Origin of the sequence: Amycolatopsis kentuckyensis (genome assembly GCF_041679295.1) — a bacterium.
In the GTDB taxonomy this organism is placed as follows: Bacteria; Actinomycetota; Actinomycetes; order Mycobacteriales; family Pseudonocardiaceae; genus Amycolatopsis; species Amycolatopsis kentuckyensis_A.
Window position 1 is genome coordinate 203593 of sequence record NZ_JBGDMD010000009.1, and the last position, 25600, is coordinate 229192.

Sequence of the window (25600 nt, forward strand, 5' to 3'; positions counted from 1 at the left end):
CGGGTGGGAGTGCGACGACGTTAACCCATAAGAGTGCCCCCGAACGAAATTGTTACATTCTGGAAAAAGTCATTGTCCCACCATTTTGCGCGAAGTACCGGTATTTCCTGACATCGCGCGCAGGGTGTGGCCCGGTGATCAATGGCGAGAATATCGGGGTTCCCACTGTTTTCGTGGCCGTTCGGCCCACGACGACCGTCGTGTCCGGCGTTCAAGACGAAAGTCGCAAGCTGGACTTTTCAGTCGAAAAGGCTCACTTCGGGGGTGATTTCGAGGAGCTCGAAAACGGGCCGGCCGCGGCGGCCGTCGATCGTCGTCGTGCGCACGACGCGCAACCGGGCGGTCACCGGGCGGTCGAGGTTCTCCTTGATCTGGTCGAGCAGGTCGGGCGCCACCGCGCCCTGGATCGTCCCGCCCGGCTCGCGGTCGAGGTAGAAGATCCGGCGCCGGGTGCGGACGCCGTCGAGCCGCCCGCGCACCGTCTCGTAGCCGACCGCCTCGCGCGACTCCCGGAGGCTGCCCTGCAGGATCCGCGCCTGCTCGGTGGTCATGCTGCGGGTGACCTGCTCGCCCGACGTCGGCGTCAGCGCCATCCCGATGCCGGCGTTCTTCGCGACGGCGTTCACGATGTCGCTCACGGCGTTGCGGACGGTGTCGCGCTGCAGCAGCACGGCGTCGAGCGCGCCGTCGTCCGAGCCGTTGGCGGGCAGGAAGTCGCAGAGCTCCTTGACGGCGCGCTCGGACAGCGTCTCGATGCCGTCGACGATCAGCGCGTCGTCGGAGACGTCGAGCTCCGGGAAGCCGAAGAAGATCGCGTTGCCCGCCTGGCCGCGCTGGATCAGCGGCGCCTTGTCGCGGTCGGCCTGCTGGACCTGGGTGACCTCGCCGGACGGGTTGCGGATGATGTGCCCGATCTTCGCCGTCGCGTCCTGCAGCGCGCGGCTGATGTCGGAGAAGGTGTAGGCGTCGATGGTCTGCTCGCCGATCACCGAGACGTGCAGCAGCGGCGACCGGGACGTCCGCTCGAACTTGGCGTTCGCGGCCATCGCCGACGCGCGCGCCAGGTCGTCGAGCCACGTGCCGCCCGGGATCTCGTCGGCGATGCGCCGGAACTCGTTCCTCACCAGACCATCTCCGGGTAGCCCCTGCCGCCGTCGGCCCAGACCTCGGCCCAGACGTCTTCGTCGCCGGGACGGCAGAGGAAGCCGTCCAGCATGCCCCCGACCGGCTGAACCTGATCGAGGTACATCGCGGGCTGCCCGACGATCACGCCGCGCAGCGTGAGCAGGCCGTACAGCGCCGACCGGCCGGCGTCGTCGAGCCGCTTCAGCGCACCCCACTCGTCCGGGATGAGGACGACGTCGAGGCCCTGCGGCGGGTGCGCGCCGCGCGTGATGAGCTCGCCGCCGATCCAGGCCCGCCCGGACGGCATGATCCGCCGGGCGACGCCGAGGTAGCTGTTGAGGGCGCTGAAGAGGATCTCGCGCTCGTTCTGGTGCGGGGCGTCGAAGACCAGGCGTTCGTAGACGTCGGCGAGGTCGCAGGCGTGGCGGCCCGGCGGCAGGACCTGCTGCGCCGTCCAATGGGGGAGCGCCACACACCCCTCCTCAGGCCTCGCTCACAGTGCGTAGCCGAACTTACCAGGATGGGTGTCAGCCACCGCGCCCAGGCTGCTGCGGCCACTGCGGGGCCGTCTCTTCGGACTCGGGCCAGGCGGGTTCTTCTTCGGTGGGCCAGTCTTCGGCCTGCGCACCGCGTTGCGGCGGCAGCGGCAGGTGCCCCTCGCGGTGGCCGACGGGCTCGGGTTCGTCGTCCTCGTGGACCTCGTGGGGCCGTTCGGTGCCGGGCTGTATCCAGGCGGCGGGGATGAACTGCGTCTGCTCGGCGGGCTCTTCGTAGTGCTCTTCGGCCGCGGGCACGGGTTCGGGCTCGGGCTGGGGTTTGGGCTTGGGGCGCTGGGCGGTGCGCAGGACGAGCCACGAGGTGAGCGCGCCGAGGGCGAAGGCGATGACCAGCCACAGCCAGATCTGCCCGAACAGCCACACCATCTGCTCACTCACCCCTTCAAACGACGGTGATTTCGACGCGCCGGTCTTCTTCGCCGCCGCCGGTGGACGGGCGCGTGTCGCCCAGCCCGCGGTAGGTCACGCGCTTGGCGGTCAGCCCGTTGGTGGTGAGGATCCGCGTGACGGCCCTGGCGCGGTCCCGGGAGAGCTTGAGGGCGCCGCTCGCGCTGCCGGTCCCGCGGGCGGCGTGCCCCGTGACGCGGTACCGGAAGGTGCCCGGCGACTTGGCGAGCGCGACGGCGACGGCCCGGGCGGCCTGCTCGCCGTCGGGGGTGAGCCGGGCGGTGTCCGGTTCGAAGGTGATCGGCGCTTCGGCGAGCATCCGGTCGATCTCGGCCTGCACGCCGGCCTTGTCGGTGGGCGGCGGCGGAGCGGTGGCACTGGTGGTGGGCGGCGCGGTCGTGCTCGGAGCCAGCGCGCTGGTGGGCGGCGGCGGCGTGTTCGGGGCGACGTCGCCTTGGACCTGGGCGGCCCGCACGCCATCGACGTTCTGGACGACTTCGAGGGCTTTCAGGGCCTGGTCGGGCGGGAAGCCGCTGAGGGTGGCGTCCCGGCCGTCGAAGGTGACGGTGCCTTTTCGGAGGCCGGCGTTCGTCAGAGCGGCTCGAGCATCGGCGGCGAGGTCACGCTGGATGTTCCCGGCTTGGGCCCAGGTGACGACCCCGGCCAGCAAGGCGGTGACCAGCACCGCGATCGGGACCACGAGGATCCAGCGACGACCACCGGACATAAGGGGACTGTAAGCCGGGTGGAGCGGGTTGGCGACCCGGGGAAGGGTGGTCTTCCACAAGTTGTCCCCAGGCGAGTCGACATGTGGACAACTCGGGGTGCGGTGATCGGTTGAGCACTTTGTGTCGGAGGGGGCCGATAGAATGGACTCGGGGACGCCCCCTTGGGTGTGGCGGGGCATGTTTGTGGGGCTCGGGGTGGCTTGTGCCGCTCAGCCTGGCTTGGCTTCGGCGGGCGAGGTCTTGAATGAGTCGTTCAGGACCTCGGAAGCCCTGAATGACTCATCCAAGACGATGGGCGGTCTCTCGGCCCGGCTACCTGGGCCGCAGCCGGCCGCCCAAGCCGCCGCGAGGGGCGCGCGCATGCCGGCCGGCGCGAACTCGGGCACCGAGCCGAGCGGCACCGACCGGGAATGCCGCGACCCGTACCCCGGCAGCGGCCCCCTCGAACCGAAAGAACCCCTCAGCTGGCCTGCTGCCGAGCCTGGGCGGAGTCCGGCACCTCGAGCACGTCCAACGGCAGCAAAGGCGCCAGCTGCGGCCGCTTCGGCGACAACCCGTCCCCCATGGACTGCCCCTTCAACTGCCGCCGGATCCACGGCAGCAAGTGCACCTTCGTCCACGTCAAGTCCGACCGCCGCGAGTCGATCCACCGGGACGGGACCGCCTCGGACGGCCACGGCTCGCGCCAATCGCCCGTCACCGGGATCCCCAGTACCTCCGCCGACTTCAGCGCGATCCGGCGGTGGGCCTCCGGGGAGAAGTGCAGCCGGTCGTCGCTCCATGCTCGGCGGTCGTGCAGCGGCCCCATCGTCCACAGGTCCACCATGCGCGCTCCGTAGCGGTCGGCGATCGCCCACAGGTGGGTGTTGTAGATCGCCACCTTGCCGCGCAGCACCGACATCACGGACAGGACCTTCGTGTCCGGGCCGTTGAAGATCAGCACCGGGATGCCCGCCTCGCGCAGCTTCGCGACGCCTTCCTCGAAGCGCGCCGTCACCGCGTCCACGTCCGCGCCCGGGACGATGATGTCGTTGCCGCCCGCGCACAGCGTGACCAGGTCGGGCTTCAGTTCCAGCGCGATCGGGAGCTGCTCGTCCATGATCTCGTCGAGCATCTTCCCCCGCAGGGCGAGGTTCGCGTACCGGAAGTCGGGCCGCCCGGCCGCCAGGATCTCGGCGAGCCGGTCGGCCCAGCCGCGGAACGAGCCGTCCGGGAGCCCGTCGTTGAGCCCTTCGGTGAAGCTGTCCCCGATCGCCACATAGCTGTCGAATCCGTACACGTTGGGTCCCCTTCCCGTCCTGCGACCGACTCCCCGACATGTAGTTGTACACCACAACTAACCATCGGGACCCCCTGCCCGCGTTCAGCCTGTGGTAACAGTGTCTTATCTTGTCGGCCTTCTCCGCTCCCCTATTACGCAGTCTTCACCTTCCGCATGCCGTGAGACAGCACACTCGAAGGCCATTACCACACCAGGTGTGGCGAAAATCTCCCTGCTTGGAGGGTCCGACGCGCGATCCGGCACGCTGGAGGAGTGTCCGCAGAACCCCGTGAGTCGCTCGCGCAGATCCTCGGCGGCCGGCGCGGCGCCCTCGACGCCAGCATCCCGCCCGTCGGTTTCGTCGCCGGCTGGCTCGCGGCCGGGCAGTCCATCGCCTGGGGCGCCGGCGCGGCCATCGTGGTCGCCGTCGCGCTCGGTGCCTACCGGGTCGTCCGGGGCGGGAAGGTCCGCGCGGTGGTCGTCAGCCTGGCCGCCGTCATCGCGGCCGCGCTGATCGCCCTGCACACCGGCCGCGCCCAGGACTTCTTCCTGCTGCAGCTGATGTCCAATGTGGCCAGCGCGCTGCTCTGGGCGGCCAGCATCGTGATCCGCTGGCCGCTGCTCGGCGTCGTCGTCGGCCTGGTGCTCGGCCAGAAGACGCGCTGGCGCCGCGACCCCGTCCTGCTGAAGGCGTACTCGCGCGCCAGCTGGGTGTGGGTGTTCGGCCAGTACACGCTGCGGGTGATCGTCTACGGCCTGCTGTGGTGGTCCGGCCAGGTGATCGCGCTCGGCGTGGCCCGCACGGTGCTGTCGTGGCCCCTGGTCGCGCTGACCGTCGCGGTGAGCGGCTGGGTGCTCTACCGGGCGTTGCCGCCGGAGCACCCGGGGCTGCGCTTGGCCCCCGAAACCGGCCCGGACGACGTACCCCGGACATAAGGCGGCCCCCGGCGAGGGGGGAGGGTCCGGGGGCCACTGCCTACGTTACCCGGAAAACCCTGGTTCAGTCGACGTTTTGACGTGTTCCCGGCCAGGGTTTTGCTCGTTCTAGGGAAATACTGGTCTAACCACCCCTTCGCCGAACGCGTCCACGGCGGCGAGCCAAGCCGCCCCGAGCACCCCGTCGGAGCTGGTCAGCACCTCGAGCCCGGACAGACCGCGGCGTACGAGCCCGCCGATCGGGCTTTGTCCGGTGAGCACCGAACCCACGAGCACGACCGGTGTCGACTCGCCGGGCTCACGCGCGGCGAGCGCGTTGGCGACCAGGAGTTCGGCCGCACGGGTGACGATCCCGCGCGCGGCGGGTTCGCCCGCGTCGTGCGCGGCGCTCACCAACGGGGCGAACCGGGCGAGCCGGACCGGTGCCTCGGCGTTGGCCGCGGTGATCAACGCGCGGGACGCCGCGAGCCGGTCGGTGTCCGTCCGGACGTCCAAACCGGACGGTCCGAGCGCGGCGGCGAGCACCGCCGAAGGCAACCCGTCGAGGGGCAGCCCGCGCCCGAGAGCCTCCAAAGTGGATCGGACGGCTTCACGGCCGAGCCAGAACGCCGACCCTTCGTCGCCGAGCAGCCAGCCGTAGCCGCCCGCGGTGCCGGCCAGCCGCCGCTTGCGGATCCGGCCCGCGATGGAACCGGTGCCGGCGACGAGCACGGTGCCGTCCGGCGCCGACGTCGCGGACGCGTAAGCCACTTCGGCGTCGGCGACCACCCGCACGTTCGTGAGCCCGATTCGCGTCCAGGCCGCGTCGAACACCGCCGCCACGCGCACGTCGCTGAGCTTGCTGACGCCCGCCATGCCGACGACGCACGCCCGCACGTCGCCGGCGTCATGAGTGCCCAGGGCCGCGGTGATCGCGTCGGCGATCCGGCCCGCGGCGACGTCGGGCGCGTGCGAATTGGGGTTGGCGCCGTCGCCGCGCCCGGTGCCCAGCACCGCGCCGGCGGCGTCGACCAGTGCGGCCCTGGTCGACGTTCCGCCGGCGTCGACGCCGATCGCGAAGCTCACCTCGTCTTGGTCACCTTCAGCAGGCCACGCGGGCTGTCCGGGTCGCCGCCGCGGGCGAGCGACAGGCCGAGGGCGATCCGCTGGATGGGCAGGATCTCCAGGATCGGCGCGAGCTCTTCGACCGTGGGCGCGACGTCGATGCGCAGCGCCGCCGGCACCTCCGAGGCGGCCGAGCCGACCGCGAGGACGTCCGCGCCGCGCTTGCCGACGGCGTCGAGCACCTCGTGCATCGCCTGCCCGCCCTGGCCCTTGCTGGTCACCGCGAGGACGGCGGTCTCGCCGTCGACCGCCGCGACCGGGCCGTGCAGCAGGTCCGCGCCGCTGTACGCGCGGGCGGCGAGGTAGCTGGTCTCGGCCAGCTTCAGCGAGCCTTCGAGCGCGGTGGCGTAGGAGTAGCCGCGGCCGGTGGTGAGGACCCGGTCCACGAAGCGGTACCGGTCGACCGCGCGCTGGACGCCCTCGGCGGCGCCGTCCAGGGTCTGGCTCGCCAGCTCGCCGATCTTCTCGGCGTCGGCCGCCTTGCCGCCGCGCACGGCGTCGATGAGCAGGTAGAGCGCCATCAGCGTCGCCGAGTACGTCTTGGTCGCGGCGACGGCCTTCTCGACGCCGGCGCCGATGTCGACGCCGAGTTCGGACGCCGCGCGCAGCGGCGAGTCCGGCGTGTTCGTGACGGACACGGTCAGCGCGCCCTGGCGCCGCGCCGACTCGGTGACCTCGATCAGGTCGGGCGAACCGCCGCTCTGGCTGACCGTGACGAACAGCACGTCCCGCAGGTCGGGCCGCGCGCCGTACAGCGTCGCCGTGGACGGGGAGACAAGACCAGCCGGAAGGCCGAGCAGTACCTCGATCAGGTACTTCGCGTACAACGCTGCGTGGTCACTCGATCCACGCGCGGCGAGCAAAGCGAAGCGCGGCGGCCTCTGTGAGATCTTTTCCGCCACCTCCGCGATTTCCGCCTGACGCTCCACCAGTCCCGCCAGGACCTCCGGCTGCTGGGCGATCTCCGCGGCCATGTGCTCGCCGGGCCGTTGTTCGGTCATCATTTTCCTCTCCACCTCCGGCATTATGTACCGGACTCAGGCGGCGTCGGTCAGGTCTAGACCAATGTTAGTGGGGCGGCGCGTTTGGGGAAAAGGGTACGTTTCTTACGGGGACGTGGCGTGCGATGAGGGAAGACATAGGGAGTCGGGCATGTTGGAGACCACCACCACGGGCGAGGCGAGCGCCGTCGCCGGGATGCGCGGGCAGCGCGAGCCCAAGTACTGGGCGCTGAAACAGCACCTCCTCGACCTCCTGGACGTGCTGCCGCCCGGGTCGCCGATCCCGACCGAACGCGCGCTCGCCGGGGAGTTCACGGTCTCCCGCACCACCGTGCGCCAGGCGCTGGCCGACCTCACCGCCGAAGGCCGCCTGCACCGCGTGCAGGGCAAAGGCACCTTCGCGGCCGAGCCGAAGCTCGCGCAGCGGCTGCAGTTGTCGTCCTACACCGAGGACATGCGCCGGCAGGGCCTGAAGCCGTCGTCGAAGCTGCTCGAACTCGAGGAGCTGCCGGCCGAGGGCGACCTCGCGAAACTGCTCGGAATCCGTACTGGTGCGAAAATTCTTCGCCTTCGACGGCTTCGACTGGCGGACTCGCAGCCGATGGCGCTGGAGACTTCGCACCTGCCCGCCGGCCGATTCCGCGGGCTGCGCAAGCACGTCTCGGCGGGCGGTTCGTTGTACGCCGTTCTACGCGAGCACTACGGCGTCGAACTCGAACGCGCCGAGGAGTCGATCGAGACGTCGCTCGCCGGGCCGGAAGAGGCGGAGATGCTCGGCGCCGACGTCGGCATGCCGGTGCTGCGGCTGACCCGGCACTCGTTCGCCACGGACGGCAAGCCCGTCGAGTACGCCCGCTCGGTCTACCGCGGCGACCGGTACAAGTTCGTCACCACGCTGATGCCGTGACCGCCACGGAGGACACCGGGATCCGCTGGGGGACGCACGCCGCGCGCGGCGTGCTGGCCACCACCATCCTCGGGTCGGGCATGGCGATGCTCGACGGCACCATCGTCAACGTCGCCCTGCCCCGCATCGGCGCCGAGCTGAACGCCTCCGTCGCGGGGCTGCAGTGGATCCTCGACGGCTACCTGCTGGCGCTCGCCGCGCTCATCCTGGTCGCCGGTTCGCTCGGCGACCGGTACGGCCGGCGCCGCATGTACCTGATCGGCGTCGTCTGGTTCGGCGTCGCCTCCGGGCTGTGCGCCGCCGCTGTGTCCACCGAGATGCTGGTCGCGATGCGGATCCTGCAGGGCGTCGGCGGCGCGCTGCTGACCCCGGGGTCGCTCGCGATCCTCCAGTCCTCCTTCGCGCACGACGCGCGCGCCCGCGCGATCGGCGCCTGGTCCGGCCTCGGCGGCATCGCCGCGGCCGCCGGCCCGCTGCTCGGCGGCTTCCTCGTCCAGGTCTGGTCGTGGCGGCTGGCGTTCCTGATCAACGTCCCGATCGCCATCGTCGTCGTGCTGATGGCCCGCAAGTTCGTCCCGGAGTCGCGCGACCCGGACGCGACCGGCCACCCGGACTTCGGCGCCGCGGCGCTCGGCGCGATCGGCCTCGCCGGCGTCACCGGCGCGCTGGTGGAAGCGCCCGGCCGCGGCATCGGCGACCCGATCGTGCTGGTCGCGGGCCTGCTGGGGATCGCCGGGCTGACGGCGTTCGTCGTCGTCCAGCACCGCTCGCGCGAGCCGCTGGTGCCGCCGTCGCTGTTCCGCGACCGGACGTTCACCCTGGCCAACGCGCTGACCTTCGCCATGTACGCGGCGCTCGGCGGCGTGATGATGCTGCTGGTCATGCAGCTGCAGGTGTCGCTGCACTACTCGCCGACGGCGGCCGGCCTGGCCGGGCTGCCGCTCACGGTGGTCATGCTGCTGCTGTCGGGCCGGTCGGGGGCGCTGGCCCAGCGCATCGGGCCGCGGACGCAGCTGGTCGTCGGCCCGATCGTGGTCGGCATCGGGATGCTGCTGATGCTGCGGATCGCGCCCGGCGCGTCCTACCTCGGCGCGGTGCTGCCCGCGGTGGTCGTGTTCGGCCTCGGCCTGGCGACGGTGGTGGCCCCGGTGACCGCGACGGTGCTCGCGGCGGCCCCGGACCGCTACGCCGGGGTGGCGTCGGGGGTCAACAACGCGATCGCGCGGTCGGGCGGGCTCTTGGCGGTGGCGGTGCTGCCCGCGGCGGCCGGCTTGACGGGCGAGGCGTACGCGGACCCGGTGGCGCTCACGGCGGGCTGGCGGATGGCGCTGGTCATCTGCGCGGCACTGGCGATCGCGGGCGGGCTGATCGCGCTGGGCATCCACAACGGCGTGCTCGAGCCGCCGTCGTCGCCCGCTCCGGACTCGCCTGCGGACGAGTCCCCCCACCTGGGCGAGTGCTACCACTGCGGAGTCGAGGGCCCGCCGACGCACGTCCGCGGCGGCGGGACCCCGGTGGCGGGCTCCTAGGGTTCGAAGCTTCCCAATGTGGCCTTGGTTGCGTCTCACGCACCCAAGGTGGCCTTCGGTGCGTCAGACGCACCGAAGGCCACCTTGGGGCGCTTGGGGCCCGCTCAGCCCGCGAGGATCTCGGCGAACAGCGCCGGGTCCGCGTTGCCACCCGAGACGATCGAGACCGTCTTGCCCGCCGGCAGCTCGGCCGCGTGGAACAGGTACGCCGCCGTCGTCACCGCGCCGCTGGGCTCGGCCACCAGGCGGGCCTTGCGGGCCAGCGTGCGGACGGCCTCGCGGATCTCGTCCTCGGTGACCGTGACCATCTCGTCGACGACCGCGCGCAGGTGCGCGAACGTCAGCTCGGACGGCTGCGAGCGCAGGCCGTCGGCGATCGTGCGGGCGCGGTCGGCCTGTGGCCACCGGACCAGCTCGCCCCGCCGGAGGCTGTCGGCGGCGTCCGCGGCCAGCGCCGGTTCGACCCCGATGACCTTCGCGTGCGGTGCCCGGGCCTTGATCGCGGTGCCGACGCCGGCGGCCAGCCCGCCGCCGCTGACCGGCACCAGCACGACCTCGACTTCGGGGAGGTCCTCGGCGATCTCGAGACCCGCCGTGCCCTGCCCGGCGATGATGGCCGCGTCGTCGAAGGGCGGGATGAGGGTCAGCCCGCGTTCGGCGGCCAGTTCGCGCGCTTTGCCCTCGTGCTCGCCGATCGGCACCTCGATCACCTCGGCGCCGTAGGAGCGGGTGGCTTCGACCTTGATCCGTGGCGTCACGTCCGGCACGACGACCACCGCGGGCACGCCGTACCGCTGCGCGGCGTACGCGACCGCTTGCGCGTGGTTGCCGCTGGAGTAGGCGATGACGCCGCGGGTACGCCGTTCGTCGTCGAGGCCGGCGATCGCGTTGAACGCGCCGCGCACCTTGAACGCGCCGACCGGTTGCAGGCTTTCGGGTTTGAGCCACAGGGTTCCGCGGGGATCCCACGTCTGGAGCAACAGGGGCGTGCGCACGGCGACATCCTGGACGCGCTTCGCCGCGGCCTCGATGTCAGAGATCGTCACCAGTTCCATGTGCCGAGTATGTCAAGAAAGTGTTCGGCATGGAGTGTCTATTGTGGACGGTGAGAGTGGTGCTCCTCACGCTCCGGCAACGCGGGGAGTTCCTCGCGCGCCTTAAACGTTGGTAACGGGGAGAAGACTTTCTAGCGGATCGGGATCATGAGCAAGGAGAACGCAGCGGCTTCCGAGTTGGACACGGAGAAGGAAGAAAAGTCCGGCCTGCGGATCGCGCAGGTGCTGGCGGCGGCGCTCGCGGCGGTGACCGCGGCGCTGCTGGGATCGACGCTCGGCGTGGCGGGCACGGTCGTCGGCGCGGGCGTGGCGAGCGTGGTGTCGACGGTCGGCAGCGAGCTGTACCTGCGCTCGCTGCAGCGCACCCGCGAGGCGGCGCTGAAGGCGCGGCAGCTGGCGACGTCGGGGATCCGCCGGCGCGGGGTGCCCGAGTTGCCGGCGGCGGCCGAGGTGCCGATCACCGACCAGCCGACGGTCCAGCTGGCGAAACCGCCGGCGGAGGAGCCGTCCCGGCTGCGGAAGCTGCGCTGGCCGCTGATCATCGGCACGAGCGTCGCGGCGTTCGCGGTGGCGATCCTGGCGATAGTCGGCTTCGAGTCGGCGACGGGCACCCAGATCGGCGGCGGCACGGGCACGAGCATCGGCAAGATCTTCGGCAACGGCGGTGGTCAGACCGACCAGACCCCGTCGACGACGCCTTCGACGTCGTCGACGGAGGACACGCAGGTGTCCCCGAGCGAGTCGACGACGACGCCGACGGACACGTCGACGGCCCCGACGACGACCTCGGAGACCCCGACGACGACGCCGAGCCCGTCGACGCAGCAACCGTCGACGTCAGCCCCGGCGACGACGACCCCGCCGACCAGCAAGGGCGCGGCGACCACGCCGACGCCGTAACGGTCAGGGGAGGCGGGCGCGCAGCTCCCGGGCCGCGGCTTCGGGGTCCTCGACCTCGGTGATCGCCCGGACCACCACGATCCGGGACGCGCCTGCCTCCAGCACCGAGGGGAGCCGGTCACCGTCGATGCCGCCGATCGCGAACCACGGCCGGGACGGCGCGGCCGCGGCCGTCGATCGCACCAGGTCCAAGCCCGGCGCGGACCGGCCCGGCTTCGTCGGTGTCGGCCAGCAGGGGCCCGTGCAGAAGTAGTCCACGCCGGGCTCCGCGGCCGCCGCGAGGGCCTGGTCGAGCGAGTGCGTCGACCGGCCGATGACCACGTCCTCGCCGAGGATCCGGCGGGCCAGCCCCACCGGGATGTCGTCCTGACCCAGGTGCAGCACGTCCGCGCCGACCGCCAGCGCCACGTCGGCCCGGTCGTTCACCGACAGCAGCGCCCCGTGCCGCGCACACGCCTCGGCCAGCACCTCCAGCGCCGCGATCTCCTGAGCGGCCTCCAACGGAGAGCCCCCGGTCTTGTCGCGCAGCTGGATGATGTCGACGCCGCCGGCCAGGGCCGCGTCGGCGAAGGACGCCAGGTCGCCGCGGGACGTGCGGGCGTCCGTGCAGAGGTACAGGCGCGCCGCGTCGAGGCGGGCGCGGATCTTGTCACCGGAAAGGGCGGGCATAGCGGCGACCGTACCTCGCCAGCTAGGGTGGACGGGTCCGCACGGGAGCCCGAGGGACGGGCTGAGAGGGAGCTGCCGCTCCGACCGTGGAACCTGATCCGGGTCATGCCGGCGCAGGGAGCGTGATTCCATGACGAACCTGGCAGTGGTGGGCGGCGGCGTGATCGGCCTGTCCACGGCGTGGCGCGCGGCCGCGACCGGCCACGACGTCACCCTCTACGACCCCGCACCCGTCCGCGGCGGCGCGTCCTGGCTGGCCGGCGGCATGCTCGCCCCGGTCACCGAAGCCTGGCCCGGCGAGGAAGACGTCCTGCGCCTCGGTGAGGAATCGCTGCGGAGGTGGCCCGGCTTCGCGAGCGACCTGGCCCGCGAAGGCCTCGACCCCGGCCTGGCCGGACACGGCACGCTGGTCGTCGCCTTCGACAGCGCCGATGCCGGCTACCTGGACATCCTCGCGGGCCACCTGCGCGAGCTCGGCCGCGCGGCCGAGCGGCTCACCGGCCGGGAGACCAAGCGCCTCGAACCCGGCGTCGGGTCTGTCCGAAGTGGACTCCACGTGCCCGGCGACCTGGCCGTGGACAACCGGAAACTGCTCCAAGCCCTGTACGCGGCCTGCGTCGGCAACCAAGTCCGGTTCGTCCGCGAACGCGTGGAACGCATCCCGGACGCCGAAGCCGTCGTGCTCGCCGCCGGCGCGTGGACCGGGCGGCTGCACCCGCAGCTCGCCGACGCCGTCCGCCCGCTCAAGGGCGAGATCCTCCGGCTCAAGCCGCGCCGGGGCTGCCTGCCGCCGCCGGCGCGCACCGTCCGGGCCGTCGTCGAAGGGAAGCCGATCTACCTCGTCCCGCGCGGCGACCAGGAGCTCGTCCTCGGCGCGACGCAGTACGAAGCGGGCTTCGAGCAGTCCGTCACCGCGCGCGGCGTGCGCGAGCTGATCGAGGGCGCCGAACGCGTCTTCCCCGCGATCACCGAGTACGAGCTGGCCGAGACCGCGGCGGGCCTGCGCGCCGGCAGCCGGGACGTGCTGCCGTACATCGGCGTCCTGGACGACGGCGTCTTCGCCGCCACCGGGCACCACCGCAACGGACTGCTGATGGCCCCCGTGACCGCGGACGCCGTGGTCGCCTGGCTCGAGGGGGAGAAGCCGCCCGAAGGCGTCGAAGCGGCTTCGCCCGCCCGCCTGCACCAGAAGGAGCACGTGTGATGGAGATCAAGCTCAACGGGACGTGGACGGAGTTCCCGGACGGCGCGACCGTCGCCGACGTCCTCGACGCGTCGGGCGGGCAGCGGCCCGGCATCGCCGTCGCGGTCGACGGCGTCGTCGTCCGCCGGAGCGATTGGCCGACCACCGCCGTGCCCAAGGGCGCGGGCGTCGACGTGCTCACCGCGGTCCAGGGAGGCTGAAGTGGACGAAGAACCGCTGGTCATCGGTACCGCCAAGCTGTCGTCCCGGCTGATCATCGGCACCGGCGGCGCGGCCAACCTGGCCGTGCTCGAACGCGCGCTGGTCGCGTCCGGCACCGAGCTGACCACCGTCGCGATGCGCCGCGCCGACGCCGAGGGCGGCTCCGGCGTCCTCGAACTCCTGCGAAGGCTCGGGATCGAGCTGCTGCCGAACACGGCGGGCTGCCGCACGGCCGCCGAAGCCGTGCTCACCGCGCAACTCGCCCGGGAAGCGCTGGAAACCGACCTGATCAAGCTCGAGGTGCACGCCGACGACCGGACGCTGCTGCCGGACCCCATCGAGACCCTCGACGCCGCCGAACGGCTGGCCGCCGACGGGTTCACCGTGTTCGCCTACACGAACGACGACCCGGTGCTCGCGCTGCGGCTGGAGGAGGCCGGCTGCGCCGCGGTGATGCCGCTGGGCGCGCCGATCGGCACCGGCCTCGGCATCCGGAATCCGCACAACATCGAGCTGATCGTTTCGCGAGCGGGCGTGCCGGTGATCCTGGACGCCGGAATCGGCACGGCGTCGGACGCGACGCTGGCGATCGAGCTCGGCTGCGACGCCGTCCTGCTGTCCACGGCTGTCACCCGGGCGGCCGATCCGGAGCGGATGGCCGCCGCCATGCGCTCGGCCGTCGTCGCCGGTCACCTGGCCCGCGGGGCGGGCCGGGTGCCGCAGCGCTTCTGGGCGAAGGCGTCGAGTCCACCCAAGTGAACCGGAGCGCCTTCACGCCGAACGCGCGGGGCGAGCCCGTAAGGTGGACGGCACTTTCCGGCGCACCGGCGGCGGGGCAAGGCAGAAGGAGCCAGCCGTGACGAGCACATCGGTCCAGGACGTCTCGGGCAGGTTGTACCTGGCCGTCGGCAGGCTGTCCCGGTCGCTGCGGCAGGCCGGCGTGCCCGGCCCCGGCCACGGCGCCATCTCGGCCCTCGCGACGCTGGTGATCTCCGGACAGCTGCGCCTCGGCGACCTCGCCGCGAAAGAGGGCGTCGCCGCGGCGACGATGTCGCGGATCATCGCGTCCCTGGTCGAGGCGGGGTACGTCAGCCGCGAGTCCGACCCGGTCGACCGCAGGGCGTGGCTGGCGAAGGCGACCGAAGAGGGCGAGCGGCTGGTGTCCGGCGTCCGGTCGACGCGGGTGCAGGAGCTGAACCGCCGTCTCGACCGCTTGACGCCCGAGCACCGCGAAGCGCTCACGGCGGCGCTCCCGGCGCTCGAGGCCCTGATCGCGGACGACTAGACGGCGGTCCGGCGCAGCTCGGCGAGCTCCGCCCGCACCGCGCGGAGCTCGTCGAGGATCTCCTGGTTCGCGGCCGCCTGGGCTTCGGCCTGCTTCTCCTCTTCCTCGCGGATGTCCTGGCGCAGCTCGTCCTCCATGCCGCTGACGACGACGGCGATGAAGAGGTTCAGCACCGCGAAGCTCGACACCAGGATGTAGACGACGAAGAAGATCCAGGCCATCGGCGCCTGGACCATGATCTCCTTCGCGATGTCCGGCCACGCCTCGCCGGTCATCACCTGGAAGAGCGTGAACAGCGAGGTGCCCAGGTCGCCGAAGTTCTCCGGCGAGATGCCGCCGAACAGCTTGGTCGCCATCACGCCGGCGACGAAGATGATCAGCGCGAGCAGCGCGGCGATCGACGCCATCCCCGGGATCGCGGCGAGCAGTCCGGAGACGACCTTGCGCATCGACGGCACCACCGAGATCAGCCGCAGGACGCGCAGCACCCGCAGCGATCGCAGGACGGCGAACGGCCCGGTCGCCGGGATCACCGCGATGCCGACGACGAGCAGGTCGAAGACGTTCCAGTTGTCCCGGAAGAAGGCGCCGCGGTAGGCGTAGAACTTCGCGAGCAGCTCGGAGACGAAGATGCCGAGCGCGACGTGGTCGAGGGCGTGCAGGAGGTCGCCGCAGCCGGCCATGAGGGACGTCGACGTCTCCATGCCGAGGGTGACCGCGTTGAAGACGATCACGGCGATGATGAAGTTCTGGAAGCGGCGGTCTTCGAGGACCTTCGCCGTCCGCTCGCGTCCGGTCAAGGCCGCCCCCTGCTTGGTTCAAGGAAAAGTAAACGCAGGGATGGTAGCCGGACGCGTGCTCAGCGTTCCTCGGGAGCCAGCCGCCAGAAGGCCGAGACCGGGCCGACCTTCGCACCCATCGGGTAGGCGTGCTCGACCGCCTGCGAGACGAACCACTTGCCGTACCGGGCGGCCTCGACCACGGACATCCCCTTGGCGAGCCCGGCCGTGAGCGCCGACGCCATCGTGTCGCCCGCGCCGTGCGTGTGCGGGGTCGCGTAGCGCTTGCCCGGCAGCTCCACGAACGTCGAGCCGTCGAACAGCAGGTCCACGCACTCCGGGTCGGCCTGCAGGTGGCCGCTCTTGACCAGGACGTACCGCGGGCCCATCCGGTGCAGGACCACCGCCGCGGTGTGCATGCCCTCGCGGTCCTTCACCGTCATGCCGGTGAGCAGGCGGACCTCGTCGAGGTTCGGCGTCAGGACCGTCGCGCGCGGGAGCAGCTCGTCACGCAGGGCGTGCAGCCCGGCTTCGTCGAACAGCGGGTGGCCGTGCATCGACGCCGCCACCGGGTCGACGACGAACGGGATCTTCTCGTCGCGCCCGATCCCGGCCTTGTCGCACGCCGCGGCGACCGCGTGGATGATCTCCGCCGACGCCAGCATGCCGGTCTTGGCCGCGCCGACGCCCATGTCCGCCGCGACCGCCTCGATCTGCCCGGCCACGATGTGCGGCGGCAGGTCGGCGCGGTCGTGCACGCCGAGGGTGTTCTGGACGGTGACGGCGGTGACCGCGACCAGGCCGTGCACGCCGCACGTCAGGAACGTGCGCAGGTCCGCCTGCAGCCCGGCGGCGCCGCCGGAGTCCGACCCGGCGATGGTCAACGCGGTCGGAAGGCTCGTCGTCATGGTGGTTTCCCGACTTCTGGTCTAGGCCAATCAGCCTCTTTTGCTTCATCAACAGTCAACCACGATGAGACATTGTGAACGTTACTCACGTTCGAAGGAGCCTGGATGAAGCTCTTCTCGGTGGCCGTCCTCACGGCGGCGCTCGCGCTCTCGGGGGCGACGGCAGCGCACGCGGACAGCCCGAAGCTCTCCCACGTCACCACGGTCGGCGTGCACAACACGTACGACCCAGCGGCCTACGACTACCTCGCGCGGGCGCTCGACGCCGGCTCGTCGCTGATCGAGCTGGACGTCTGGCCGGACTTCTTCACCCACGAGTGGAAGGTCAGCCACTCGAACCCGTTGGGGAACAGCAACAACTGCGTCGCGGCCACGTCGGCGGCGCAGCTGTACACGGGCGGCAAGAACAAGAACCTCGAGTACTGCCTCGACGACATCCGGATCTGGCTGGCCGCCCACCCCGGGCACACGCCGATCACGCTCAAGCTGGAGATGAAGACCGGCTTCTCGGACAACACCGGCATGGGCCCGGACGAGCTGGACGCCACGTTCCGCGCGCACCTCGGCAGCGTCGCGTTCCGCCCGGCCGAGCTGCTCGGGAGCTACGCCACGCTCGACGACGCGTCCAAAGCGGACAACTGGCCATCGGTGGACGCGTTGCGGGGCCGGGTGATCACCGAGATCATCCCGGGCACGGTCGAGGAGGGGAACCCGACCGACACGCTGAAGACCGACGTCGAGTACGCGCGGTACCTGGTCGGGCTCAAGAACGCGGGCAAGCTCGGCGACGCGAACATCTTCCCGACCGTGCACGGCGCGGCCGGCGGTGACCCGCGGGACAAGTACACCGCCGACCTCAAGCCGTGGTTCGTCGTGTTCGACGGCGACGCGAACGCGTGGGTGACGCAGACCGGGCCGTGGTGGTACGACGCCAACCACTACTACCTGGTGATGACCGACGGGCAGAACGTCGCGCCGGCGATCGACGCCCACAACCCGACGGTCGACCAGGCCAGCCAGCGCGTCGCCGACCTGGCGAAGCAGCACGCGTCGGTGGTCACCTCGGACTGGACCGGGTTGACGACGGTGCTGCCCCAGGTGCTCGCGCGCGGCTAGACGGTCAGCACGAGCTTGCCGGCCACCCGGCCGGATTCCCCCAGCTCGTGCGCCTTGGCGGCGTCTTCGAGCGGGAAGGTCTGCTCGACGCGGACCTTCAGCTGACCGGCCTCGATCAGGTCCACGAGGCCGGTCAGTCCGCCGCGGTCCGGCTCGACGAGAATCCTTTCCGTCCGCACTTTCCGTTCTCCGGCGGCCTTTTCGACGCGGTCCGCGACCCCGCTGGGTACGCCGATCAGCAAGCCGCCCTCGTTGATGGCCGGCAGCCAGCGCAGGTCGCTCTCCTCGCCGACGAGTCCGAAGTAGACGTCCACATCGGACGTCGTCGCGGTTTTGTCGTGGTAGTCGATCGGTTCGTCGACGCCGAGTTCGCGCAGGAGGTCGTGCTTGCCGGCGCTGGCCGTACCGATGACGAACGCGCCGCGCGCCTTGGCGATCTGCACCGCGAGGTGGCCGACCCCGCCCGCGGCGGCATCGACGAAGACGCGCTGTCCTTCGTGGACGTTTCCGATGTCCACAAGTCCCTGCCACGCGGTGAGCCCGGCGAGGGGGAGCGCGGCGGCCTCGGCGAACGAAAGCCCGGCCGGCTTGCGCACGAAGTGCCGCGAGGGCGCGGTGACGTACTCCGCGTAGGCGTTGGCCGGACGCGGGAACCACGGCATGCCGAGGACTTCGTCGCCTTCGCGGACGCCGGTCGCGCCGAAGCCGATCTGCTCGACGACGCCGGCGACGTCCCACCCGACGGTGAACGGCGGCTCGCCGAGGAACCCACCGCCCGCGCGCACCTTCCAGTCGACGGGGTTGACGCCGGCGGCGTGCACCCGCACCAGGACCTCCGTCGGCCCGGGTTCCGGCCGCGGTGCTTCGGTGACGCGGAGCACCTCCGGCCCGCCGAGGGTCTCCTGGGTCACGATGCGCATCTCTTCACTCCTTCTGGTTCGGGTCGCCTCCTATACTCGGATCGTTCGTCACTTTTCGCCAGAAGGCACTTGTCCGTAAAGTAGGTACCTCGTGGAAACTACCTGTGACCAGGGCGGACCCTGGGACGTCTACCTCCGCAACTGCCCGTGCCGGGACGTGCTGGACCTGCTGGCCAACAAGTGGACGGCCCTGATGCTGGGCGCGCTGGCCCGCGGCCCGCACCGCTTCGGCGAGCTGCGCCGCGCGGTCGACGGGATCAGCCAGAAGATGCTGACGCAGAACCTGCGCCAGCTGGAACGCGACGGCTTCCTGACCCGCACGGTGTACCCGACCACGCCGCCGACGGTGGAGTACGCGCTGACGGAGATGGGCACGGAGGTAGGGGCGCACTTGATCGCGCTGAGCGCGTGGTCGCAGGCGAACTTCGACCGGATCCGCTCAGCGCGCGAGGAGTACGACGGCCGGGAACTGCAGCCGGTTCGTTAGCTGTCCAGCACCCAGAACGGCGACACGGGGCCGACCCCCGCTCCCAGCGGGTAGCCCTCCGCCACGCAGCGCTCGATGAACTTCTTCCCCGCCGCCACCGCGTCCGGGACCGAAGCGCCCTTCGCCAGCCATGACGTGATCGATGACGCCAGCGTGTCGCCGCCGCCGTGGGTGTTCTCCGTGGCGTACCTCGGGCCGGTCAGCTCGATGTACTCGCGGCCGTCCGAAAGCAGGTCCACGCAGTCCGGCGTCCCCTGCATGTGGCCGCCCTTGACCAGGACCCAGCGGGAACCGAACTCCAGCAACGCCTCGGCCGCCGCGCGCTGCGAAGCCGCGTCGGACACCGAGATGCCCGTCAAGAGGCCTACTTCGTCCAGGTTCGGCGTGATCAGCGTCGCGCGCGGGAACAGCTCCGTGCGGATCGCCTCCAGGGCGTCCTCGCGCAGCAGTGAATGCCCGGTCATCGACGCCGCCACCGGGTCGACGACCAAGGGGAACTCGAGTCCCGTTTCGTCCAGCGTCTTCGCGACCGCGCGGATGATCTCGGCCGTCGCCAGCATGCCCGTTTTCGCCGCGCCGACGCCCATGTCCGACGCCACCGCCTTGATCTGCGCGGTGACGACGTCGGCCGGGATCTCCGTGAAACCCTGCACGCCCAAGGAGTTCTGGACGGTGACCGCGGTCACCGCCACCAGCCCGTGGACGCCGTGGGCGAAGAACGTCCGCAGGTCCGCCTGGATGCCCGCACCACCGCCGGAGTCCGAGCCGGCGATGGTGAGGGCGGTCGGCGGTGTCACGGTTGCACCACGGGCAGGTAGACCTGGCCGCCGGACTCGGTGAACTCCGCGGACTTCGACGCCATGCCGGCTTCGATGGCCTCCACAGTGGACAGACCGTGCTCCTCGGCGTACTTGCGGACGTCCTGCGTGATCCGCATCGAGCAGAACTTCGGGCCGCACATCGAGCAGAAGTGCGCGGTCTTGGCCGGCTCGGCGGGCAGCGTCTCGTCGTGGAACGAGCGCGCGGTGTCCGGGTCGAGCGAAAGGTTGAACTGGTCGTTCCAGCGGAACTCGAAGCGCGCCTTGGACAGCTCGTCGTCCCACTCCTGCGCGTACTTGTGCCCCTTGGCCAGGTCGGCGGCGTGCGCGGCGATCTTGTACGTGATCACGCCCGTCTTGACGTCGTCGCGGTTCGGGAGGCCGAGGTGCTCCTTCGGCGTGACGTAGCACAGCATCGCCGTGCCGTACCAGCCGATCTGGGCCGCGCCGATGGCGGAGGTGATGTGGTCGTACGCCGGCGCGATGTCCGTCGCGAGTGGACCGAGCGTGTAGAACGGCGCCTCGCCGCAGAGCTTCTCCTCGAGCTCGACGTTCTCCTTGATCTTGTGCATCGGCACGTGGCCGGGGCCCTCGATCATCACCTGGACGTCGTGCGAACGCGCGATGTGCGTCAGCTCACCCAGGGTTTCCAGCTCGGCGAACTGGGCGCGGTCGTTGGCGTCGGCGATCGAACCCGGGCGCAGGCCGTCGCCCAGGGAGAACGTGACGTCGTACTGCCGGAGGATCTCGCAGAGCTCCTCGAAGTGGGTGTACAAAAAGGACTCCTGGTGGTGCGCGAGGCACCACGCGGCCATGATCGACCCGCCGCGGCTGACGATCCCGGTGACGCGCCGCGCGGTCAGCGGGATGTAGCGCAGCAGCACGCCGGCGTGCACGGTGACGTAGTCGACGCCCTGCTCGCACTGCTCGATGATCGTGTCGCGGTAGATCTCCCACGACAGCTTTTCCGGTTCGCCGTCGACCATTTCCAGTGCCTGGTAGATCGGCACCGTGCCGACCGGGACCGGCGAGTTGCGGATGATCCACTCGCGCGTCTCATGGATCCGCTTGCCGGTGGAGAGGTCCATGATCGTGTCGGCGCCCCAGCGGGTCGCCCAGACCATCTTGTCGACCTCTTCCTCGACCGACGACCAGACGGCCGAGTTGCCCATGTTGGCGTTGATCTTCACGAGGAAGTTCTTGCCGATGATCATCGGCTCGGACTCGGGGTGCTTGCGGTTGACCGGGATCACCGCGCGGCCGCGGGCCACTTCGTCGCGCACGAACTCCGCGGAAACCCGTTCGCGGGCCGCGATGTACTCCATTTCGCGGGTGATGACGCCCTGTTTGGCCCAGCCGAGCTGGGTGTTGTGCTCACGGCCGTCGGCCCAGCCGGCGCGCAGCCGGTGTAGTCCACTGTGGACGTCGATCGCGGCTTCGGGATCGGTGTACGGGCCCGAAGTGTCGTAGACGTCGAAGTGCTCCCCGTTGGAGAGATCGATCCGCCGCGCGGGGACGCGGAGCCCGGATTCCGTCTGGTGGTAGACCTTTCGCGAGCCCGTGATCGGGCCCGTGGTCACGCTTACGGCAGCATTGTTTTCCAGCGTCGTCAACGACTTTCACTCCCTACGCCGGCATTACCCGGTCAGGTTCATGCGGTCGGTGACGCCTGCGAAACGCAAGTCACCCTCTCAGCCCGCCATGGCGCGAGCTCCCGCGTTAGTGTTGTGCCACCGACCATGCCACGCCGGAGCGCGATACTCAAGTCACCCGACCAACTCGGCCGGAGTGGCGTAGACGTCGACCATGGCTCCGTTGCGCAGCACGGTGATCGGCAGTGGCGTGCCGATCACCTCCGCGAACAGCTGCCGCTGGATGCCCTGGGCGTCGGAGACGCGGGTGCGGCCGACGGTCAGCACGAGGTCGCCCGCCTTGAGGCCGGCGCGGTCGGCGGGGCCGCCGGAGACGACTTCGCGCACCCGCAGCCCGGCGCTCTGGCCGGTGCGCTCGGCGACGTCGTCCGGCAGCGGCGCGGGCACGCCGACGACGCCGAGGTACGCGCGCCGCACCCGGCCCTCGACGACGAGCGTGTCGATGATCCGCCGGGTGGTCGCGTTGATCGGCACGGCGAGGCCGAGCCCGACGCCGGCGACGGCGGTGTTGACGCCGACGACGCGGCCGGCGGAGTCGGCGAGCGCGCCGCCGGAGTTGCCGGGGTTGAGGGCGGCGTCGGTCTGGATGACGTCCTCGATCACCCTCCCGGTGCGCCCCTGCCGCACCGGGAGGGCCCGGCCGAGCGCGCTGACGACGCCGGCGGTGACGGTGCCGGAGAACCCGAGCGGGCTCCCGATGGCCACGACGAGCTGCCCGACGACGAGCTGGTCGGCATCGCCGAGCTGAGCGGCCGACGGCGTCTCCCCGCGCGCCCGCAGCACGGCGAGATCGGACAGCGGATCGGCACCGACGACGTCGAAGGGAACCTCGCTGCCGTCGGCGAAGGTGGCGACCCCTCGCCGGTGGTCGGCGACGACGTGGGCGTTGGTGAGCAGGTGGCCGTCGTCGGCGAAGACGACGGCCGACCCGCTGCCGCGCGCGAGCTGCACCCCGGCGACGTGCGGGGTGACGGTCTTCGCGACCGTGCTGACCGCGCGCGAGTAGGCGTCCATCGCGTCTTCCATGAGGGCACCTCGATTACACCGTTGCAGGTACTACAAGCATGCGCTCGAAAACGAGAACCCGGGGTTCGCTGTCGGTGAACCGCCGACCGGACCAGTGACGGTCAGTGGTTCACCGGATCGGACCATGCGCCGGTGAAGATTCGGCGGCAGACTCCCAAAGCGCTTCTGTAACGGTGCAGAAGCGATCTTCTGTGGGGTTGATATGCGCAAACTCATGTTCGGCGCCCTCGCCGGGCTGCTGGTCACCGGCCTGATCCCGGCGACCGCGGCGGCCCAGGGGCAGGCTCCCGGCGCGCCCGGGGCCCATCCCAGCTGGCTGCCCGCGAACAAGACCGGCTTCGGGACCGCCCACGACCGGTCCAGCAACGTCTGGTTCACCCTCCAGGGTGGGCAACTGTCCGAGGTCTACTACCCGGACCTGTCGACACCGAGCGTCCGGTCGATGAACTTCGTCGTCACCGACGGCCGCAGCTTCGCCGTCGCCGACTACACCGCGAAGTCCCAGCAGGTCCGGCGGACCGACGACGACAGCCTGACCTACGAGCAGACCATCACCGACGACCAGCACCGCTGGCGCCTGCGCAAGACGTACGTCACCGACCCGGCTGCCACGACGGTGCTGGTGGACGTCGACTTCCAGTCGCTCACCGGGCGGCCCTACCAGCTCTACGCGGTCGCCGACCCGGACCTCACCAACGACGGCTCGGACGACTCCGCCGCGCGGAAGGGTGACGCCGTCACCGCGCAGGACGCGGCCAACGCCGCCGCGCTCACCGCCAAGCCCGCCTTCACGAAGACGAGCGTCGGCTATGCGGGCGCGTCCGACGGGAACACCCAGCTCACGAAGACCTTCAAGCTGGCCACGTACGACACCGCGTCGACCGGCAACGTCGTGCTGACCGGCCAGACAAGCGCCGACGGCCTGCGGAACCGGCACGTCACCCTCGCGCTCGGCATGGGCGCGAAGGCCGCCGACGCGCTGAAGAGCGCGCAGGCGTCGCAGCGACGCGGCGTCCGCGACATCACGCGCGCCTACGACCGCGGCTGGCAGCAGTACCTCCGCGGGGTGAGCAAGCCGCCGTCGTCGCTGAAGACCGACGCCGAGCGCGACCTCTACCAGGCGTCGATGCTGACGCTCGCCGCGAGCGAGGACAAGCACCACCCGGGCGCCTTCATCGCGTCGCCGAGCATGCCGTGGCGGTTCGGCAACAACGACCCGGAGTGGTCGCCGTCCGGCACGTACCACCTGGTGTGGCCGCGTGACCTCTACCAGATCGCGACCGGCCTGGCCGCCGGCGGCGACCCGGCCGCGGCGAACCGCGCGGTGTCCTACATGTTCGGCACGCAGCAGCAGCCCGACGGGCACATGCCGCAGAACAGCCGGGTCGACGGCGTCCCGTACTGGACGTCGATCCAGCTCGACGAAACCGCTTTCCCGATCGTGCTGGCCCAGCAGCTCGGCCGCACCGACCTGTGGCCCGGCGTTCGCAAGGCCGCGGACTTCATCCTCGGTTACCGGGGTCCGAACGGGCAGCCTTCGCCGTACACCCAGCAGGAGCGGTGGGAAGAGCAGGACGGCTGGTCCCCGTCGACGATCGCGTCGGTGATCGCCGGGCTCGTCTGCGCGGCGGACATCGCGGCGCACAACGGCGCGGCCGCCGACGCCGCCCGGTACCTCGCCGCGGCCGACAGGATGAAGGCCGACCTGCCGAAGCAGACGATCACTTCGAACGGCCCCCTGTCGAAGGACCCGTACTTCGTCCGGCTCACGAAGGACGCCAACGCGAACAACGGGACGACGTACAACCTCGGCAATTCGAGCGTGACGATGGACCAGCGCGCGGTCACCGACGCGGGCTTCCTCGACCTCGTCCGGCTCGGCATCTACGGGGCCGACGACCCGGTGATCCGCAACAGCGTGCGCGTGACGGACAAGGACATCGCGTTCACCACGCCGACCGGGCAGTTCTGGCACCGGTACACGAAGGACGGGTACGGCGAGCAGGCCGACGGTTCGCCGTGGGACTACACGTTCCCGGCCGAAAGCCGCACGACGTTCGGTCGGCTGTGGCCGCTGCTCGCCGGTGAGCGCGGGGAGTACGAGCTGACGCTCGGCGACAGTGCTTCGGCCGCGCGGCGGCTGCGTGACCTCGGCCGGGTGAGCAGCTCGGCGGAGACCATGCCGGAGCAGGTGTGGGACGAGAACCCGCCGTCGGGCCAGACCGGGTTCCCGGCCGGCACGCCGAACACGTCGGCGACCCCGCTGGCCTGGACGCACGCCCAGTACGTCCGGCTGGCTTGGGACGTCAAGGCGGGCTCGGTCCTGGAGACGCCGAAGGTGGTCCGCTGCCACTTCCTCGGCTGCTGAAAACGGCGAAGGGCCCCTCGTGCGCGAGGGGCCCTTCGTGGTCTCAGATGACGGCGCCGTCGTCCTCGGGGGTCTTGGGCGGCAGCCACGAGTTGCCCGGGACGCCCCACTTGTTGTGCTTCAGCATCTTCTTCGCCGCGCGCGCGTGGCGGCCGACCAGGCGGTCGAGGTAGATGTACCCGTCCAGGTGGTCGGTCTCGTGCTGCAGGCAGCGCGCGAAGTAGCCGGTGCCCTCGACCTCGATCGGGTTGCCCTCGATGTCGGAGCCGGTCACCTTCGCCCACTTCGCGCGGCCCGTCGGGTACGACTCGCCGGGGGCCGAAAGGCAGCCCTCCCAGTCGTCGTCCGGGTCCGGCATGGTCTCCGGGATCTCCGACGTCTCGAGCTTCGGGTTGACCACGACGCCCTTGTGCCGCACGCCTTCGTCGTCCGGGCAGTCGTAGACGAACACCCGCAGGTCGAGGCCGATCTGGTTGGCCGCGAGGCCGACGCCCTCGGCGGCGTACATCGTCTCGAACATGTCGTCCACGAGCGTGCGCAGCTTCTCGTCGAACTCGGTGATCTCCCGAGTCGGCTGGTGCAGCACGGGTTCGCCGGCGATAACGATGGGGTGGATGGTCACGGCGAGCCAGTTTAGTCGGACCCTTCTGGTAGACCTGCATCAGACCGTGACGCGC

At 71.0% G+C, this 25600-nt stretch carries 27 protein-coding genes and 2 riboswitches; of the genes, 11 read left to right on the top strand and 16 right to left on the bottom strand.

Going from position 1 to position 25600, the window contains the following annotated elements; genetic code table 11:
- Positions 1-239: 239 nt before the first annotated feature.
- The 5 genes from ACERZO_RS35190 to ACERZO_RS35210 form a co-directional block, all read right to left on the bottom strand.
- Complete coding sequence (locus tag ACERZO_RS35190; protein ID WP_372670141.1) at positions 240-1124, bottom strand: hypothetical protein; 885 nt, start codon at positions 1122-1124, stop codon at positions 240-242.
- Positions 1121-1597, bottom strand: coding sequence for a DUF6932 family protein (locus ACERZO_RS35195; RefSeq protein WP_372670143.1), 477 nt, complete (start codon positions 1595-1597; stop codon positions 1121-1123). Before ACERZO_RS35195 ends, ACERZO_RS35190 begins: the two co-directional genes overlap by 4 nt.
- A 55-nt stretch (positions 1598-1652) precedes the next feature.
- Positions 1653-2048 carry a hypothetical protein gene (locus tag ACERZO_RS35200; protein WP_372670411.1) on the bottom strand — a complete coding sequence of 132 codons (396 nt, stop codon included), beginning with the start codon at positions 2046-2048 and terminating at the stop codon, positions 1653-1655.
- 16 nt (positions 2049-2064) lie between these two features.
- Positions 2065-2796, bottom strand: a complete 732-nt coding sequence (locus tag ACERZO_RS35205; RefSeq protein WP_372670145.1) for an OmpA family protein — start codon at positions 2794-2796, stop codon at positions 2065-2067.
- Positions 2797-3257: 461 nt separating this feature from the next.
- A complete protein-coding gene (locus ACERZO_RS35210) occupies positions 3258-4076 on the bottom strand; it encodes an SGNH/GDSL hydrolase family protein (RefSeq protein WP_372670147.1) in 819 nt (272 codons plus the stop codon).
- A 255-nt stretch (positions 4077-4331) separates the two neighbouring features.
- On the opposite strand from ACERZO_RS35210, the gene ACERZO_RS35215 reads away from it, so the two are divergent.
- Positions 4332-4994 carry a DUF3159 domain-containing protein gene (locus ACERZO_RS35215; RefSeq protein ID WP_372670150.1) on the top strand — a complete coding sequence of 221 codons (663 nt, stop codon included), beginning with the start codon at positions 4332-4334 and terminating at the stop codon, positions 4992-4994.
- Positions 4995-5102: 108 nt separating this feature from the next.
- On the opposite strand, the gene ACERZO_RS35220 is transcribed toward ACERZO_RS35215, so the two are convergent.
- Positions 5103-6059 carry an N-acetylglucosamine kinase gene (locus ACERZO_RS35220; protein WP_372670152.1) on the bottom strand — a complete coding sequence of 319 codons (957 nt, stop codon included), beginning with the start codon at positions 6057-6059 and terminating at the stop codon, positions 5103-5105.
- A complete protein-coding gene (locus tag ACERZO_RS35225) occupies positions 6056-7102 on the bottom strand; it encodes an SIS domain-containing protein (protein ID WP_372670153.1) in 1047 nt (348 codons plus the stop codon). The genes ACERZO_RS35220 and ACERZO_RS35225 overlap by 4 nt, the downstream gene beginning before the upstream one ends.
- A 148-nt stretch (positions 7103-7250) precedes the next feature.
- Here ACERZO_RS35225 and ACERZO_RS35230 point away from each other — a divergent pair, with 148 nt between their 5' ends.
- Together ACERZO_RS35230 and ACERZO_RS35235 are read left to right on the top strand one after the other, a co-directional pair.
- Positions 7251-8006, top strand: a complete 756-nt coding sequence (locus ACERZO_RS35230) for a GntR family transcriptional regulator (protein ID WP_086678867.1) — start codon at positions 7251-7253, stop codon at positions 8004-8006.
- Positions 8003-9535, top strand: a complete 1533-nt coding sequence (locus ACERZO_RS35235; protein WP_372670157.1) for an MFS transporter — start codon at positions 8003-8005, stop codon at positions 9533-9535. Before ACERZO_RS35230 ends, ACERZO_RS35235 begins: the two co-directional genes overlap by 4 nt.
- Positions 9536-9639: 104 nt before the next feature.
- Here ACERZO_RS35235 and ACERZO_RS35240 read toward each other — a convergent pair whose 3' ends face one another.
- Positions 9640-10590 (bottom strand): threonine ammonia-lyase, encoded by a 951-nt coding sequence (locus tag ACERZO_RS35240; protein WP_372670159.1) that lies wholly within the window; start codon positions 10588-10590, stop codon positions 9640-9642.
- 147 nt (positions 10591-10737) lie between these two features.
- Between ACERZO_RS35240 and ACERZO_RS35245 the strand changes: the two genes are divergently transcribed.
- Entirely contained in the window at positions 10738-11490 is a 753-nt protein-coding gene (locus ACERZO_RS35245) for a hypothetical protein (RefSeq protein ID WP_372670161.1), read from the top strand.
- Between the two features lie 3 nt (positions 11491-11493).
- On the opposite strand, the gene thiE is transcribed toward ACERZO_RS35245, so the two are convergent.
- Entirely contained in the window at positions 11494-12159 is a 666-nt protein-coding gene (thiE, locus tag ACERZO_RS35250; protein WP_372670163.1) for a thiamine phosphate synthase, read from the bottom strand.
- A gap of 31 nt (positions 12160-12190) precedes the next feature.
- A riboswitch (TPP riboswitch) is annotated at positions 12191-12296 on the top strand.
- On the opposite strand from thiE, the gene thiO reads away from it, so the two are divergent.
- From thiO to ACERZO_RS35270, 4 genes are all read left to right on the top strand, one after another.
- On the top strand, positions 12290-13363 hold the full coding sequence (gene thiO, locus ACERZO_RS35255) for a glycine oxidase ThiO (protein WP_372670165.1): 1074 nt from the start codon (positions 12290-12292) through the stop codon (positions 13361-13363). Its footprint overlaps the riboswitch before it by 7 nt.
- Positions 13363-13563, top strand: a complete 201-nt coding sequence (gene thiS, locus ACERZO_RS35260) for a sulfur carrier protein ThiS (RefSeq protein ID WP_329054587.1) — start codon at positions 13363-13365, stop codon at positions 13561-13563. Before thiO ends, thiS begins: the two co-directional genes overlap by 1 nt.
- Position 13564: 1 nt before the next feature.
- Positions 13565-14323 (top strand): thiazole synthase, encoded by a 759-nt coding sequence (locus ACERZO_RS35265; protein ID WP_372670166.1) that lies wholly within the window; start codon positions 13565-13567, stop codon positions 14321-14323.
- Between the two features lie 97 nt (positions 14324-14420).
- Positions 14421-14849, top strand: coding sequence for a MarR family winged helix-turn-helix transcriptional regulator (locus ACERZO_RS35270; protein ID WP_364452288.1), 429 nt, complete (start codon positions 14421-14423; stop codon positions 14847-14849).
- Here ACERZO_RS35270 and ACERZO_RS35275 read toward each other — a convergent pair.
- The gene (locus tag ACERZO_RS35275; RefSeq protein WP_372670168.1) at positions 14846-15649 is read right to left on the bottom strand and encodes an ion transporter; all 804 of its coding nucleotides are present in this window, start codon (positions 15647-15649) and stop codon (positions 14846-14848) included. The genes ACERZO_RS35270 and ACERZO_RS35275 overlap by 4 nt on opposite strands.
- A gap of 59 nt (positions 15650-15708) precedes the next feature.
- On the bottom strand, positions 15709-16536 hold the full coding sequence (thiD, locus tag ACERZO_RS35280; protein WP_372670170.1) for a bifunctional hydroxymethylpyrimidine kinase/phosphomethylpyrimidine kinase: 828 nt from the start codon (positions 16534-16536) through the stop codon (positions 15709-15711).
- 105 nt (positions 16537-16641) lie between these two features.
- Here thiD (ACERZO_RS35280) and ACERZO_RS35285 point away from each other — a divergent pair, with 105 nt between their 5' ends.
- Positions 16642-17652, top strand: coding sequence for a phosphatidylinositol-specific phospholipase C domain-containing protein (locus ACERZO_RS35285; protein WP_372670172.1), 1011 nt, complete (start codon positions 16642-16644; stop codon positions 17650-17652).
- Here ACERZO_RS35285 and ACERZO_RS35290 read toward each other — a convergent pair.
- Positions 17649-18572: an NADP-dependent oxidoreductase gene (locus tag ACERZO_RS35290; RefSeq protein ID WP_372670174.1), complete on the bottom strand. Its 924-nt coding sequence runs from the start codon at positions 18570-18572 to the stop codon at positions 17649-17651. The two genes, ACERZO_RS35285 and ACERZO_RS35290, sit on opposite strands and share 4 nt — an antisense overlap.
- Before the next feature lie 91 nt (positions 18573-18663).
- On the opposite strand from ACERZO_RS35290, the gene ACERZO_RS35295 reads away from it, so the two are divergent.
- Positions 18664-19059 (top strand): winged helix-turn-helix transcriptional regulator, encoded by a 396-nt coding sequence (locus ACERZO_RS35295; RefSeq protein ID WP_372670176.1) that lies wholly within the window; start codon positions 18664-18666, stop codon positions 19057-19059.
- On the opposite strand, the gene thiD (ACERZO_RS35300) is transcribed toward ACERZO_RS35295, so the two are convergent.
- The 3 genes from thiD (ACERZO_RS35300) to ACERZO_RS35310 form a co-directional block, all read right to left on the bottom strand.
- Complete coding sequence (gene thiD, locus ACERZO_RS35300) at positions 19056-19856, bottom strand: bifunctional hydroxymethylpyrimidine kinase/phosphomethylpyrimidine kinase (RefSeq protein ID WP_372670178.1); 801 nt, start codon at positions 19854-19856, stop codon at positions 19056-19058. The two genes, ACERZO_RS35295 and thiD (ACERZO_RS35300), sit on opposite strands and share 4 nt — an antisense overlap.
- Positions 19853-21490, bottom strand: a complete 1638-nt coding sequence (gene thiC / locus ACERZO_RS35305) for a phosphomethylpyrimidine synthase ThiC (RefSeq protein ID WP_372670180.1) — start codon at positions 21488-21490, stop codon at positions 19853-19855. The genes thiD (ACERZO_RS35300) and thiC overlap by 4 nt, the downstream gene beginning before the upstream one ends.
- A riboswitch (TPP riboswitch) is annotated at positions 21484-21605 on the bottom strand. Its footprint overlaps the gene before it by 7 nt.
- Before the next feature lie 38 nt (positions 21606-21643).
- Positions 21644-22555 carry a S1C family serine protease gene (locus ACERZO_RS35310; protein WP_372670182.1) on the bottom strand — a complete coding sequence of 304 codons (912 nt, stop codon included), beginning with the start codon at positions 22553-22555 and terminating at the stop codon, positions 21644-21646.
- A gap of 202 nt (positions 22556-22757) precedes the next feature.
- Here ACERZO_RS35310 and ACERZO_RS35315 point away from each other — a divergent pair, with 202 nt between their 5' ends.
- Positions 22758-24923 carry a glycoside hydrolase family 15 protein gene (locus ACERZO_RS35315; RefSeq protein WP_372670184.1) on the top strand — a complete coding sequence of 722 codons (2166 nt, stop codon included), beginning with the start codon at positions 22758-22760 and terminating at the stop codon, positions 24921-24923.
- Between the two features lie 43 nt (positions 24924-24966).
- Here ACERZO_RS35315 and ACERZO_RS35320 read toward each other — a convergent pair whose 3' ends face one another.
- Positions 24967-25545, bottom strand: coding sequence for a peptide deformylase (locus tag ACERZO_RS35320; RefSeq protein WP_364452258.1), 579 nt, complete (start codon positions 25543-25545; stop codon positions 24967-24969).
- Positions 25546-25600: the final 55 nt, after the last annotated feature.